Origin of the sequence: Flavobacterium poyangense (assembly GCF_011751075.1) — a bacterium.
Taxonomy (GTDB): domain Bacteria; phylum Bacteroidota; class Bacteroidia; order Flavobacteriales; family Flavobacteriaceae; genus Flavobacterium; species Flavobacterium poyangense.
Window position 1 is genome coordinate 122,668 of the sequence record NZ_JAALLN010000006.1, and the last position, 14,119, is coordinate 136,786.

The 14,119-nt window shown below is 33.8% G+C and carries 17 protein-coding genes; 6 read left to right on the plus strand and 11 right to left on the minus strand.

The annotated features are described in order from the left end of the window. Nucleotides 1-269 precede the first annotated feature (269 nt). Both hemW and ruvC read right to left on the minus strand, forming a co-directional pair. Nucleotides 270-1,403 carry a radical SAM family heme chaperone HemW gene (gene hemW / locus G3A47_RS12310; protein ID WP_166922707.1) on the minus strand — a complete coding sequence of 378 codons (1,134 nt, stop codon included), beginning with the start codon at nucleotides 1,401-1,403 and terminating at the stop codon, nucleotides 270-272. 90 nt (nucleotides 1,404-1,493) lie between these two features. After that, nucleotides 1,494-2,048: a crossover junction endodeoxyribonuclease RuvC gene (ruvC, locus tag G3A47_RS12315; protein ID WP_166922709.1), complete on the minus strand. Its 555-nt coding sequence runs from the start codon at nucleotides 2,046-2,048 to the stop codon at nucleotides 1,494-1,496. Between the two features lie 123 nt (nucleotides 2,049-2,171). Between ruvC and G3A47_RS12320 the strand changes: the two genes are divergently transcribed. Then, nucleotides 2,172-3,116 carry a lysylphosphatidylglycerol synthase transmembrane domain-containing protein gene (locus G3A47_RS12320; RefSeq protein WP_166922711.1) on the plus strand — a complete coding sequence of 315 codons (945 nt, stop codon included), beginning with the start codon at nucleotides 2,172-2,174 and terminating at the stop codon, nucleotides 3,114-3,116. Next, nucleotides 3,113-4,216 (plus strand): glycosyltransferase family 2 protein, encoded by a 1,104-nt coding sequence (locus G3A47_RS12325; protein ID WP_166922713.1) that lies wholly within the window; start codon nucleotides 3,113-3,115, stop codon nucleotides 4,214-4,216. The genes G3A47_RS12320 and G3A47_RS12325 overlap by 4 nt, the downstream gene beginning before the upstream one ends. Nucleotides 4,217-4,455: 239 nt before the next feature. Here the strand turns inward: G3A47_RS12325 and G3A47_RS12330 are convergent, their stop codons facing one another. Next, entirely contained in the window at nucleotides 4,456-4,941 is a 486-nt protein-coding gene (locus G3A47_RS12330; protein ID WP_166922715.1) for a hypothetical protein, read from the minus strand. A 48-nt stretch (nucleotides 4,942-4,989) separates the two neighbouring features. Further along, nucleotides 4,990-5,328, minus strand: coding sequence for a hypothetical protein (locus G3A47_RS12335; RefSeq protein ID WP_166922717.1), 339 nt, complete (start codon nucleotides 5,326-5,328; stop codon nucleotides 4,990-4,992). Between the two features lie 93 nt (nucleotides 5,329-5,421). Between G3A47_RS12335 and G3A47_RS12340 the strand changes: the two genes are divergently transcribed. Together G3A47_RS12340 and G3A47_RS12345 are read left to right on the plus strand one after the other, a co-directional pair. Beyond that, nucleotides 5,422-5,922 carry a DUF456 domain-containing protein gene (locus tag G3A47_RS12340; RefSeq protein WP_166922719.1) on the plus strand — a complete coding sequence of 167 codons (501 nt, stop codon included), beginning with the start codon at nucleotides 5,422-5,424 and terminating at the stop codon, nucleotides 5,920-5,922. A 284-nt stretch (nucleotides 5,923-6,206) separates the two neighbouring features. Beyond that, nucleotides 6,207-6,806, plus strand: coding sequence for a DUF937 domain-containing protein (locus tag G3A47_RS12345; protein WP_166922721.1), 600 nt, complete (start codon nucleotides 6,207-6,209; stop codon nucleotides 6,804-6,806). Between the two features lie 86 nt (nucleotides 6,807-6,892). On the opposite strand, the gene G3A47_RS12350 is transcribed toward G3A47_RS12345, so the two are convergent. The 7 genes from G3A47_RS12350 to G3A47_RS12380 all read right to left on the minus strand — a co-directional run bounded on the left by G3A47_RS12350 (nucleotide 6,893) and on the right by G3A47_RS12380 (nucleotide 12,311). After that, nucleotides 6,893-7,801, minus strand: a complete 909-nt coding sequence (locus tag G3A47_RS12350) for a pseudouridine synthase (protein WP_166922723.1) — start codon at nucleotides 7,799-7,801, stop codon at nucleotides 6,893-6,895. 211 nt (nucleotides 7,802-8,012) lie between these two features. Continuing rightward, the gene (locus G3A47_RS12355; RefSeq protein ID WP_166922725.1) at nucleotides 8,013-8,969 is read right to left on the minus strand and encodes a geranylgeranylglycerol-phosphate geranylgeranyltransferase; all 957 of its coding nucleotides are present in this window, start codon (nucleotides 8,967-8,969) and stop codon (nucleotides 8,013-8,015) included. A gap of 147 nt (nucleotides 8,970-9,116) precedes the next feature. Then, nucleotides 9,117-9,626: a DUF502 domain-containing protein gene (locus G3A47_RS12360; protein ID WP_243860442.1), complete on the minus strand. Its 510-nt coding sequence runs from the start codon at nucleotides 9,624-9,626 to the stop codon at nucleotides 9,117-9,119. Nucleotides 9,627-9,701: 75 nt separating this feature from the next. Beyond that, a complete protein-coding gene (locus tag G3A47_RS12365; protein ID WP_166922727.1) occupies nucleotides 9,702-10,640 on the minus strand; it encodes a mevalonate kinase family protein in 939 nt (312 codons plus the stop codon). A gap of 3 nt (nucleotides 10,641-10,643) precedes the next feature. Then, nucleotides 10,644-10,946 carry a type II toxin-antitoxin system RelE/ParE family toxin gene (locus G3A47_RS12370; RefSeq protein ID WP_166922729.1) on the minus strand — a complete coding sequence of 101 codons (303 nt, stop codon included), beginning with the start codon at nucleotides 10,944-10,946 and terminating at the stop codon, nucleotides 10,644-10,646. Nucleotides 10,947-10,958: 12 nt separating this feature from the next. Beyond that, entirely contained in the window at nucleotides 10,959-11,177 is a 219-nt protein-coding gene (locus G3A47_RS12375; protein WP_166922731.1) for a hypothetical protein, read from the minus strand. Nucleotides 11,178-11,207: 30 nt separating this feature from the next. Continuing rightward, complete coding sequence (locus tag G3A47_RS12380) at nucleotides 11,208-12,311, minus strand: diphosphomevalonate decarboxylase (RefSeq protein ID WP_166922733.1); 1,104 nt, start codon at nucleotides 12,309-12,311, stop codon at nucleotides 11,208-11,210. A gap of 276 nt (nucleotides 12,312-12,587) precedes the next feature. Here G3A47_RS12380 and G3A47_RS12385 point away from each other — a divergent pair, with 276 nt between their 5' ends. Next, nucleotides 12,588-13,061, plus strand: a complete 474-nt coding sequence (locus G3A47_RS12385; RefSeq protein ID WP_166922735.1) for a TspO/MBR family protein — start codon at nucleotides 12,588-12,590, stop codon at nucleotides 13,059-13,061. 63 nt (nucleotides 13,062-13,124) lie between these two features. Further along, on the plus strand, nucleotides 13,125-14,114 hold the full coding sequence (locus G3A47_RS12390) for a tetratricopeptide repeat protein (protein ID WP_166922737.1): 990 nt from the start codon (nucleotides 13,125-13,127) through the stop codon (nucleotides 14,112-14,114). Nucleotides 14,115-14,119: the final 5 nt, after the last annotated feature.

A 14,119-nucleotide genomic window follows, 5' to 3' on the forward strand; every position in this document is an offset into this window, starting at 1 on the left:
CTCGCAGAGTTTTTACAAAGTCGCGAAGTCACAAAAATTTCGTTTTTTTCACGCAGATTAAGCCGATATTTTTTTGTAGCTCGATAAAACAATCTGCTAAATCTGCGCGAAAAAAAATCTACGCAAACATAGGAGACGAAAAGCCTTTTGCACGCAGATTAAGCCGATATTTTTGTTTTGTTATTTCGATAAAAACAATTTGAATAAATCTGCTAAATCTGCGTGAAAAATTTCACTGCGAACCTTGCGTACTTTGCGGTTAAACCAGTTTATTTCAAATTTAAGAAAAATAAATCTGAAGCAATTCCGTCTGTCAAAAATTTTCCTTTCGCGGTAGGTCGCAGAATATTCTCAGAAACATAAACTAAATCGTCATTTAAGAATTTTTGTGTTTGTTGATTTAGATACTCTAAATATTCCGTTCCAAATTCGTTTTTAATTCTTTCCAGAGAAACGCCCCAAATGGTTCGCAATCCGGTCATAATATATTCGTTGTAGCGATCTGATATCGATAGAATTTCAGTTTCTATTGGCAAAATGTTGTCGTGTATAGCCTTTAAATAAAGTGAATTGTTTGCCACATTCCAGCCTCTTTTCTCGCCATCATAACTATGTGCCGAAGGTCCTACGCCGATATATTTTTTACCCAGCCAATAAGCGGAATTGTTTTTGGAGAAGTAATTTTCTCTCCCAAAGTTGGACAATTCATAATGAATGAAATTGTTTTTCTGCAGCATCTCAACCAAAATCATAAAGTGATTGGAAGCCACCTCGTCCTGTGGCTCTGCGATTTTCCCGGTATCAATCAGTTTTTTTAATGCCGTTTTCGGTTCAACCGTCAACGCGTAACTTGAGATGTGTGGAATACCGAAACTTAATGCTGTTTCAATATTCTGTTTCCACATTTCATCCGTCATTCCGGGGATTCCATAAATTAAATCCAATGAAATGTTATCGAAGTATTTTGTTGCTTCCTGCAAACAATTTTTAGCTTCCGTCGAATTATGCGCTCGGTTCATTAGTTTTAAATCTTCTTCAAAAAACGACTGAATTCCAATACTCAAGCGGTTTATTGGACTTTTAGATAACTCAAAAATTCTTTCTTTTGACAAATCATCCGGATTCGCCTCGAGTGTTATTTCCGGGTTGTCAGCTACATTATAATTTTCATATACGGTATCAATTAAAAGCTGTAATTCTGAATTTTCTAAGACAGAAGGAGTTCCTCCACCAAAATATATGGTTTCTACAATTTCCTTTTCAAACTCATTTTTACGCAATTGGATTTCTTTGGCAATAGCCAAAACCATTTCCTCTTTCTTCTTCATCGAAGTCGAAAAATGGAAATCGCAATAATGGCAAGCCTGTTTGCAAAAGGGGATATGGATGTAGATGCCGCTCATTTTTTCTAAATTAGCAATTAGGTGATTTGACAATGGGATAATTATAAAGACCTGAAACGAATTATCTGATTATCAAATTATCTCGTTGTCTTATTTTCTAATTTTATCTTCATTTTGTTTTACAAAAGCATCCCAGCCCGAGTAACTTTTTCCGGCAACAATTTTTCCGGAATTGAAGAAGTGACAAACGGCTGCTGCCAAACCATCGGTTGAATCGAGATTTTTGGGTAGCTCTCTTAAACCTAAAAGCTGTTGGAGCATTTTAGCAACTTGTTCTTTGCTGGCATTTCCGTTTCCGGTAATCGCCATTTTTATCTTTTTAGGTTCATATTCTGTAATCGGAATGCCTCTTGAAAGCCCCGCCGCCATTGCAACACCTTGCGCACGACCTAACTTTAACATTGATTGTACGTTTTTGCCAAAGAAAGGAGCCTCGATTGCAATTTCGTCCGGATTATGCGTTTCGATTAATTCTATGGTACGCTCAAAAATGATTTTAAGTTTCAGATAATGATCGTCATATTTAGAAAGCTGTAGTTCGTTAAGCTGCAGGAATTCCATTTTTTTGTTAATGACTTTAATCAATCCAAAACCCATAATCGTTGTTCCGGGGTCAATACCTAATATGATGCGTTCTTTTGTCAATTTTTAAAGGGTTTCGCTAAGTTGCGCAGAGATTCACTAAGTTTTAATTTTGTGCAGCTTCGTGATTTCTTTGTGAATCTTTGTGGAATAGCATTTTTACAATAGTTTGCTTTACTTTGCAGTATGATTACAATTCCTCACAAAGCTAAACAATTCCTTGTTCTTCTGATCAAACTTTTGATTGTTGGTGGTGCATTTTATTTTATTTACGATCAGTTGGCACACAATGACAAACTTGATTGGCAGAAATTCATTACTTTATTTCGTAAAAACCAATCTGTTTTAGGAATTGCCTTTATTTTGTTTTTGAGTGTTTTAAATCGTTATTTCGAGATTTTAAAATGGCAGAATCTGGCTAAAGTGCTACACGAAATCTCGGTAGGACAAGCTACCAAAGAAGTTCTGGCAGCATTAACAGCGGGAATTTTTACGCCAAACGGAGTAGGGGAATACGCAGGAAAGGCATTGTTTTATGCCAAATCGGAAGCCAAAAAAGTAGTTTTCCTGAATCTGATCTGTAATGGAATCCAAATGATTCTGACCGTGATTTTTGGTGTTTTTGGCTTGTTGTATTTCAATGCAAAATACAATGTAATTACTACCAAAACGGTTGCGATATTGTTTACCGGTTTCTTTCTGTTTTTTATCGTTTTGTTTTCATTAAAAAAGATAAAAATCAAAGGATATTCTATCGAAAAATTGCTTCATAAGATTAACGAAATTCCGAAGCCTGTCCATCAAAAAAATATACTTTTAGGGACCTGCCGTTATTTGGTTTTTTCACATCAATACTATTTTTTGTTTCTGGCTTTTGATGTCGATTTGCCTTATTTTACCTTAATTGCTACAATCGCGGTGGTTTATTTTTTAGCTTCTTCTTTGCCGACTTTTCAGTTTCTGGATTTTGCCGTAAAAGGAAGTGTTGCCATTTATTTCTTTGGAATTTTAGGTGTAAACGAATGGATTGTTGTTTTTATCTCGACCTTAATGTGGTTCTTAAATGTGGTTTTGCCGGTAATTTTAGGGAGTTATTATGTGTTGAATTTTAAAACTAAAATCTCCGAATGAGCTTGGTTTTGTTTGTCATATTGATACTTTATATGATAACAATCGGATGGCTCATTTATGGTTACGGTAAAGTAAAAAAGTACCAAGAGAAAAATTTGGAGCCTAAAACCAGTTTTACAATTATAGTTCCCTTTAGAAACGAAGCTGATAATTTGCCCCTTCTTTTAGCCAGTTTTTCAAAGCTTAATTATCCGGATGATTTGTTTGAAGTTATTTTGGTTGACGATGAGTCTCAGGATGAGTTTCAAGTTTCAAGTTTCAAGTTTCAGGTGTTGGTAGTTGATAATGTCAGGGTTTCGAAATCGCCTAAGAAAGATGCCATTTCAACGGCAATGAAACACGTAAAAACAGATTGGGTAATCACTACCGATGCCGATTGTATTGTTTCGGAAAACTGGTTGTTGATTTTTGATAATTATATTCAGGAGCATACTGTTTCGATGTTGGCGGGCGCGGTGACCTACGATTGTGATGACTCCTTTTTACACCATTTTCAGCAATTGGATCTTACCAGCTTACAGGGAGCAACCATTGGCAGTTTTGGAATTGGAAAAGCTTTTATGTGTAACGGAGCCAATTTTGCATATACAAAAAAAATGTTTGAAGAATTAAATGGCTTTGAGGGTAATAATAAAATTGCCAGCGGAGATGATGTTTTTTTACTCCAAAAGGGAGTAGAATTACATCCTGATAAAGTTCATTATCTAAAAGCGAGTGAAGTAATTGTGCAAACAAAACCAACTCCGGACTGGAAATCATTGTTTTATCAAAGAGTGCGATGGGCAGCTAAAACGAGTTCTTACCACAGCATTTTTGGTAAGGTACTGGGGTTAATTGTTTTCTTCGGGAATTTGAATTTTATAATAGGGACTGTATTTTTTCTTTTTGGAGCCTGGCCCTGGTGGCTTTCTGTTTTGTTTGTTTTTTCAAAATTTGCAATTGATTTTGTATTGCTTTATACAACAAATCAATTTCTGAGAAAGACCAGAATACAAAATCTGATTTTAAGTAGTGTCTTATATCCCTTTTTTAGCATGGCAGTAGCTTTTTACAGTTTGTTTGGTTCTTATGAATGGAAGGAAAGACAATTTAAGGCGTAGTTTTAAAGAATATGAATTTTTGTAAAGTTTGTTGTGTGTTTAAGGATAGAACAAACTGAACTTAATCTGAACCATATAAGTAATGTAAGTGCATTTAAAAGCAGCTATTACGTGACTAATATGGTTTATAGCAATTGTGCGTTGTTAGCTTTAGAGTAAATAGCGTTTAATTTGAGCTATGTAAATTCACTAGAGACAAACTTATATTTTCTTAAATAACTTATATGGTTTAAACCAATTTACTTATTGTCTTTTGCTTTAATAATAACAGGTAAGATAAACTGAGTTTTTACCGGAATTCCGCGTTTGATGGCAGGGTTAACTTTTGGGAAATCGACTAAACGCGCGTGAAGGATACTATCGATTTTAATAGTATCGTAAGCGACAGAATCTTTTGGGAACTGCGGCTCAAATTGCATGGTAGCATTAGGAAAAACGGTTACTTTTACTTCGATCGTATCAAGTTCAGGGTATAGAACAGAAAGTGAATCGATGTCTAGTTTTTCCTGAATTAGCTGTGTCATTTTTTCGAAAAAACACTGCTGACGGAGTTTTTTGTCTGCTATTTTTTCGCAATCCGTTACCGACGGAAATTCATCTACTTCTTTCCAGTTAATTGATTTTAATTCTTTTTGCAGCAATTCTTTTTCAGACGGAACCTGCTTCTCAAAATATTGACAAGAATTGAAAAGTAAAACGACTATAAAAAGAGGAAGTTGTCTCAAGATTTTGATGTTGAATTGCACGGAATTAATTAGGTTGTAAAAATACGATTATTTTTTTTGAGATGCTTTGTATTGAATATATTCTTCGTAGCTTTTTGAGAGCCATTCTTCTTTGTTTTTAGCTGCAACTTCTTTCTGATCAGGGTATAATGCTGATAAACGATCAGAAAATGTGGCAATTTGAACGGTATAGTTGTAAAATTCTGTTTTGCTTAATACAATATTTGGATCACTTCTCCGATTAAAATATTCCAGAAAAACGGCATTAAAATCTTTCATAGAAAAATTTAATACTTTTTTCTTATTACTTTTATAAATACTGTCCTGAATTAATTGGTCGTCTATGGAAAGCTTTTTAGTCTGTGCCAGTATATTTGCATTGCTCATAAAGAGTAAAAAACAAAATAAAAATAAGGACAAAAGTCTTGGCATTGTTATAGTTGATTAAATAGCTCGTAAGAACGAATTTACAAAAAAAATATGGATTTAATATTGGTGTTACTTGGTTTTATATGTGTAATTGTTGGTGTTTTTGGTAGTTTTTTACCGGTTTTACCGGGATTATCCAGCTGTTGGGTGGGTTTGTTGTTATTGAATTTGACCAAGGCTGTCGAAAATAATTATTGGCTTTTGGGAATTACACTGGTGATCACTATAATTATTACGATTCTGGATTATGTTATTCCTGCCAAAGGAACTAAGAAGTTTGGTGGAAGCTCTTACGGAATCTGGGGTACCAATATTGGTTTAATAGTTGGAATTCTTTCTCCAATTCCTTTCGGTGTAATTTTGGGACCCTTTTTTGGGGCTTTTATCGGAGAGCTTATTTATGATTCTAAAAACCATCGTCGCGCACTAAAAGCAGCAACAGGATCCTTATTGGGATTCTTGGCGTCAGGGTTTATTAACTTTTTGTTTTGCATCATTTTTCTGGGTATTTTCATAAGTGTAGTTTTGCAGAATTGGAGTTTATTGTTTTAAAACGCCTCTCAGGATTTAAGCTTTTTCTTATTTTTTCTGTTTTTTTTAAAAATAGTTTAATTTTCTTTCCCTGTTTTTTTCCTTTGTTTTGATAACGAAAGGGTTATGTTTATTGAGCCTTTTTGTTTTTAGGGTTAAAAAAGTAGTAAATGGTTTGGTAAATTTTAAACAGATCTTTTGAAAATGTTAAAATATTTTATATTTTTATCCAGATAAACGATTAAAAGCCCCACTTTGTCGATTATTTGGAATGTGTTTAAATAATTCTAACAAATAATAATGCCATGACTCCGAACCTACAAATTGAACTTAGACGTTTCATATCTTCTAATGTTGTCTCAAAGTTAAATAAGTTTTATTTTGAAAATGACGCTCTTTTAATAAAGGGAATTGATGTTTCAATTGGTACAGTCCTGATGGGATTGTATAATAAAGCGGAGGAATCGGGTTTTTATAAGCAAATGGTGTCAATGATAGAGGAAAACTCCACATTTTACGGAGAAGTTGATTTTGCTTCCGGTAGGATTTTATCAGTTGACGATTGTTATCGCTTAGAAGGAAATGGTTTATTGAAAGAGATTTTTGCCAACAAGAAAGGACGGATTTCTGAAATGATTTCCAACGAAGTCGGAATCAAAAGCGAAACCGCAAGAGAAATACTTAATTTTTCAGCACTACTGGTCGTCTCGTATCTTAAGAATAATATTCAGCTTTTAGATAGTTTAAAATTACTGTTAGAAGAACAGAAAAGAGATATTTTAAACAGTATTCATCCCGGAATAAAAATCATACTTGGATTTTCATGTTACGAAACGGTAGATGACAAAAATCAAGCAAGTTTAGGAAGGTCCATTTTTACACTTTTCGGACATAACTTCTTCTAATCTTTTCCTCAGAATTACTATAAAATAAAAAATCCCATTTTACAGAAGCAAAATAGGATTTATATGATTTATTTGAAGACGTTGTACTAAACGTTTTTCAAATTAATGATTTCTTGTTCCGTTAAAAAGCGCCAGTTACCTCTTGGCAGATTCTTTTTGGTAAGCCCGGCAAATGAAACACGATCGATGCGTAAAACATCGTATTCAAAATGTTCAAAAATGGCACGAACCACTTTTACATTTGAAGAACGCAATTTAAGTCCAATTTCGCTTTTTGGCTCATTGTCAATGTAGCTCACTTCCTCTACAAAAACGCGGTGTCCGTCAAGAACTAAACCTTTACTGATTTTCTCTAAATCTTCGTATTTTAGATTTTTGTCTAAAGAAACCTGATAGATTTTAGATGATTTCTGATTTGGTAAAGTAAATTTACGAATCATATCAGTATCATTTGTAAACAACAACAAACCGGTTGTATTCTTGTCCATTCTTCCAATTGGACCAATTTTAGCGGTAGTAGAACCACGAACTAATTCCAGAACATTACGGTATTCCTGACCTTCGTCAAGAGCAGTTGTAAAGTTTTTAGGTTTGTTTAGCAAGATGTATTCTTTTTTCTCAGGAGTAAGCGTAACACCGTCAAAGTTTACAACATCATTTATTTTTACTAAATATCCCATTTCAGTAACGGGAACACCGTTTACCTTAACGTTTCCGGACTGAATGTATATATCAGCATCACGACGTGAACAAACCCCTGAATTAGAGATGTATTTGTTCAAACGAATTTCGTCTGCAGCTTTTTGTCTTTTTGGAGCCTGATTCTGTTTTTTAATTTTCTGCGCCTTTTCTTCTTCGGCAGCCTTCACAGCAGGTTTCACTTTTTTCGGCCCTTGAGCACGTTTTGCCATAGGAGGTTTTGGCTTGTTAGAGTTTGGTCTAGAGCTATTTGGTCTCGAACCGCCTCTTTTATTATTGCCTTCCTTATTGTTCATAAATTCTGTAATTTGTGCAAAGATAGTTTATTCTTGCTAAATAATCCTAAGTTCATTGTTCTTAGATTAATAGCCTTCGTTTTTTGTTGCTTATAAGCGCTGTAATCGCTCTTTGAATTAGAAGGTTTGTCACTTTCAGTTACAGTTAAAAGACCATAAAAAGAGAGATAACGATCTGTATGACTTTGTTTTATTTGGGGTAATGTTAAATCTAAATTTTAAGGAGCAGACTTTTTCCGTGCCATAAAACAGCAGGGTTGATCAATACAATGCAAAAAACACCTGAAACGATTAAAAATTTCAAAACATTGTGTAATACTAAATATTGTTCTTTAGAGTTTGATTTCCAGAGGTAAAGCAGAAAGAAAAGCAAGAAAATGTAGCAAACATAAAAGTAAATGTCCATATAACCCACATCGTAAATGTTGATCAGAATATAAACGGGTAGTATAGTTAAAAAGGTCAAAGCAGTTATAATTTGTTTGGAGACCTTTTCATTGTAAAGTATCGGAATGGTTTTGTAATTGTTGGCCAAATCACCTTTAAGGTTCTCTAAATCTTTTATCATCTCACGAATCAACAACAATAAAAACAAAAACATGGCATGGGCTGAAATTACTGCAAAATGGTTCATGTGGTTTTCAATTTCTTCAAACGATATGGCGTTGTAGAAATAGAGTAAGATTGCAAAAAAAGGAATAACAGCCAGTAAAGCTGCTGTTAGGTTCCCAACTATAGGGTATTTTTTTATTTTATGAGAGTAGAACCAAATTAGGAAAATGTAACCGGAAAAGAAGAAAAAAGCCCTCCAGGAAACAATCAGAGCCATTAAAGCGGCAATAAAATTTAAAGTGAAGTAAACCGATAATTTGGTCTTCTGACTTACCAGTCTGTCCAACATCGACTTGTTGGGTCTGTTGATTAAGTCCTTTTGGCTGTCGTAAAAATTATTGATAATGTATCCGGAAGCAATTGTAATAGCGGAAGCAAAAACAATTAGAAACAGATGAAAATCGAGTAGAATGTCTAATGCCCTTTTTTCGGGAGTCAGAATAAAAATCGATGACAAATATTGTGCTAAAACGATGATGGGAATGTTGTAACCTCTCACTACAGAGAACAAACTAATAACTTTCATCGCTAAAATTTTATTCTTTCTGCTTAACATTTTATGAATTTGGTTTCGAATTGTAATTTAAGGCTTATTTTTTAATGGAGTCTTTTCTGATGTAATTTTAAAGCTTGTCTTTTAATATGGTTTTAGCGCCAAAGCCTAATTTACGAATGCAGGCTAAGGCTTGTTTTTGGCTCCTCTTCACTTCTTTGATGTTTTTTTTTCTACAAAGCAAACGGAGCCGCTGCACGGATTTGGCCCATCCGGAATAAATACAGAAAAGTTGTTTTCGTTTATTTGTTCGATCACAAAGGGAAATTGCCAATCTGCATCTGTGGGAACTAAAACGACTTTTAAATTCTGCTTAGATTCGAAACCCATGATGTTTTCGTTCATGCTTTTCATAAAGGAATAACCGGGAACGAAACTTAGAATCCCTTCTTCGAGTCTTTGAATCAGTTTTTTTGCGTAGGCAGTTTTAGCAATTAAACCTACCGTGAAGCAAATAATGACGATGATGGTGATGACTACAATTTCCTCAATTGCCAATCCTAAAATTTTTATTTTTGGGAAGTGGTTTAGGATCGGATTTGTAATTTTCTGAACAATGCTAAAACCTTTCTCTAAAAGTACCAGTACTAAAATTAAAGGGGCTAAAAATAAAATTCCACCTAAAAAAGTTGCTTTGATAATCGCTAAAATACTTTTCATATTAAATAACTTTTAAGATGATGATTTTTGGAAAAGCGTCTTCAATAAGGCTGATTATTTAAAGAGAGCTGAGTTTTAGAATTGATACACAACCTCTAATTTATAGTCTTTCAAAGATAATTTGGCGCGCTCTAAATCTTCGGTGAAACCTAAAATATAACCTCCTCCGCCGGAACCACAAAGTTTTAAATAATAATCGTTGGTGTCAATTCCGTGCTGCCAGATGCCATGAAATTGTTCCGGAATCATTGGTTTAAAGTTATTCAACACCACTTTAGACAGTTTTTTAGTATTGGTAAACAATGATTTCATATCGCCATGTAAAAAGTTCTCTACACAGGCATCCGTATATTTGACAAACTGGTTCTTAAGCATGGTACGGAAACCTTTATCTTTTAGATTTTCCATAAAAATATTCACCATCGGAGCCGTTTCGCCTACAATTCCTGAGTCTAACAAAAAGACAGCCCCTTTTCCGTCAAAACTTTGAGTCGGAATACCGGTTGCTTCAATATTGTCTTTCGAATTAATTAAAATCGGAATGCTTAGGTAACTGTTTAAAGGATCTAAACCGGAGCTTTTTCCGTGGAAAAAACTTTCCATTTGAGAGAATATAGTTTTAAGCTGTAACAGTTTTTCACGAGTTAAATTCTCTAAAACGGTAATTTTGTCTTTGGCATATTTGTCGTAAATCGCTGCTACTAGAGCACCGCTGCTCCCAACTCCGTATCCTTGTGGGATACTGGAATCAAAATACATGCCTGTTTCAACATCACTTTTTAAGGTAGTCAAATCAAAAGTAACCAATTCCGGTTGTTCGGTTTGTAGTGTTTCAAGATAGTCTACGAAACGTTTTAGACTGGCGTTTGATGCAATAGCTTCTGCCGAAGGATCTTCGGTTTTCTTCAAAGCGCCATTGTAAAAATTATAGGGAATAGAAAGTCCTTTAGAGTCGCGGATGATTCCGTATTCTCCAAAGAGTAATATTTTTGAGTAAAATAATGGTCCTTTCATAATTTATTTAATGTCTTTCTTTATTTTATTTGGGTCTTGTCTGGTGTCGAAAACAGCTATTATTTCAATTTTTCTGGTGTTGAACTTATAAAAAATGGTGGTCTGTTTTGTAATAACACATTTATGAATTCTTTTATTGTCTTCAGATTTTGGAAAAGCCTCCGGATTTTCTTGAATAACTTTGATGCAATAATATAATTTTTGAGCGAATTTTTGACGAGTATTTACAGACCATTTATCTTCTATGTATTCTAAAACATGTTTAATTTTAGCTCGAGCAAAATCTGAAATTATAACTTGCCTCATTGCTTTTAAATCTTATCGATATTTTTCAATGAAATCATTAAAATCAGAGTATTCTCCATTTTCAATTTGTCTTTCTCCAAGATAAATCTCTTCTTTCTGCTCTTCAGTCAAATCATCCCACCAATCTTTTTTTTCGGTTTTGAAAATTTTCCGAATGGATTGAATGATAGCCGGATCTTCTGTATCGGCTAACATTTTTATCAATTCGAGTTTTTCTAATTGAATGTCCATGATCTGAATTTTTAATTAAAGATACAAAAATTATAATGCAATTGCACCATCTCCAATTTTGTCGCAAATGTACTGACCATTCTGGCAAAATACAACTAATTCGTCCTGAATAAATTGTAGTACTTTTTCGCTAACGTTTTCGGGATACAGTACATGTACATTTGCACCGGCATCAAGCGTGAAACAGACCGGAATTTGAGTGTCATTTCTGAATTTCCAAATCGCATTTATGATCTGTAAAGTATTAGGCTTCATTAAAATATAATACGGCATTGAAGTCATCATCATAGCGTGTAAAGTCAAGGCTTCACTTTCGACTACTTTTATGAATTCATCCAGATTACCGCTTTCAAAAATGGCAATTAATTGATCCAGATTTTCGTGTGCCTGTGCAAAACGTCTTTCAGCATACGGATGGTTGTGCATTAAATCATGACCAACAGTGCTTGAAACCTGTTTTTCGCCTTTGTCTACCAATAAAATAGTGTCCTGATAGTTCTTGAAATTGTTATGAATCGCATGCGGAAATTCAACTCCAAACAAATCTGAACTTCCTTTTATGTTGGCCTGATTTCCCCAGACTACTACTTTTCCTTTTACGCTACGGCAAGCACTTCCAGATCCTAAACGCGCTAAAAAAGAAGCTTTTTGAAAGAAATAATCATCTGTCATTTCAGGATTCAGTACTTTTTCCAGACTCATAAAGTTCATTGCCAAAGCAGCCATTCCGGATGCCGATGAGGCAATCCCTGAACTGTGTGGAAACGTATTTTGAGTATCAATTGTAAAATGATAGTGTTTGAGGAAAGGAAGATACACTTCAATTCTTTCCAGAAATTTCTGGATTTTGGGTTTGAAATCTTCTTTAGCCTTTCCTTCAAATAGCAAATCAAACGAAAAACTCTCGGTTGTCACGCTGAGCGGAGTCGAAGCGCTTTTTTTTATGAAAGCCAGTTTCGTAATCGTTTTGCAATTGTTGAGTGTAAAACTCACGGACGGATTCGCCGGAATCTGATTGTCTTTTTTCCCCCAATATTTAACTAGTGCAATATTGCTGGGAGCGCTCCACTCAAAATTACCTTTTTCGATATCCGAAGTATATTTTTCTGGAATAAAATCAGTTGCTGTAAACATGAAATATAAAATTTGGGCAAAGATACTTTTTCTTATTTATTTGGCGCTAAAAGCTGCGAATTTAAACCATATAAGTTATATAAGAAGATATTAAAATAGCGCTTAATATTAAATGAACTTACTTAACTTATATGGTTTATATAAAAATGAAGTGTAAATTAAACCATATAAGTTATATAAGAAGATATAAAATAGCACTTAGTATAAAATGAACTTACCTAACTTATATGGTTTAAAGTCCATTTTTTGCCTATTTTTGGCTTAAAATTAAATAGAATGAATAAAATTGTCCGAATTGTAATTGCTTTAATGGTTTGTTTATTAGTTGGTTATTCTGCCAGCATGGTTACAAGACCCAGTATAGAGACCTGGTACGTTACGCTTGTTAAGCCTGGGTTTAATCCTCCTAATTGGATTTTCATGCCGGTTTGGACATTTCTTTATATTTTAATGGCAATTGCAGCAGGATTAGTCTGGGATAAAATCAAAGAACAAAATCAAAAAGTAAAAACAGCTTTGGGGTTCTTTTTAATTCAATTGGCTTTAAATGCGATTTGGTCGTATCTTTTCTTTGGACTAAAAAATCCGATGCTGGCCCTAATTGAGATAACGATTTTAGAATTGATGATTTATGAAACCTATCTGAAATTTGGTAAAATCAATAAAACCTCGGCCTATTTATTAATTCCTTATATGGTTTGGGTTGCTTTTGCTGCCATTCTGAATGCCAGTATCTGGTGGTTGAATTAGCAATAAGGTTTGTTTTAGGTTTGTTTAGTTTCAGGTTTCAGGTTTAATCGATACGGTTTGTTTATGAATAAATTTAGGATTTTTGTTGTTCTGGTTTTAATTTCATTTAAGAGTTTTGCCTGTTTGAATGGGGAAACTAAGGTGCTAAAAAACGGAGAGATGGTTTATATAGATCATCAGGGGCTTGTTCCTCACGGGCATAATTTTTTTTTAGAGGAGTTCCCAAGATTGATTTCTGAGCTTGATCGTTTATATAAAAAAACAAATGATGTAGATTATTTGTCTGACAAAGGATACCTTTTAATTATCCAAAAAAAATACGATGAAGCTTTAAAATTGTATTTGAATATTGAACGAATTAAACCCAATCGATATTCTACCGCATCAAATGTTGGAACGCTTTACGAGCTAATCGGAGAAAATCAGAAAGCTTATCAATGGATTAAAAAATCAATTGAGATTAACCCTGAGTCTCATAATGGCTCTGAGTGGTTGCATTTAAGAATTTTAGAAGCAAAAATTAAGAATTTGACGGATGTTTCAGGTCAGTTTTTAATAAATACTAATTTTGGAGATAAAGGCGAACCTAAATCAAAATTATCGAAAGACGAAATAGATAAGCTGGCAAAAGAAATCTATTATCAAGTAAATGAAAGAATTACTTTTATAAAACCACAAGATAAAGTTATTTCGATTTTACTTTTCGAGTTAGGGAATCTGGTAAGATTAAAGGGAGAGCCTGAAAATGCTGAAAGAATTTATAAACTTGCAAGGGAGTACGGTTTTGAAGAAGGATTATTGAATGCAAGAATCAAGAATATCTACGAGAGTAAAACTAATTATTTTGAAAAAAGAACTTGGGACTTAGAAAGTAAAATTAGAGTACTGCAAAAAAGTAAAGATGGGGTTGATTTGGATTATGTATATCAAATAGAAACTGCTTTGCTAATTGTGTCTATCGTTGCTGGCATTTTAGTAGTTGTTTTGTTGTTATTGTATTTTAAGTGGAAGAATTTAAAAGATTATATATTTTTGAATGATTCTCCAAGATAGAGACA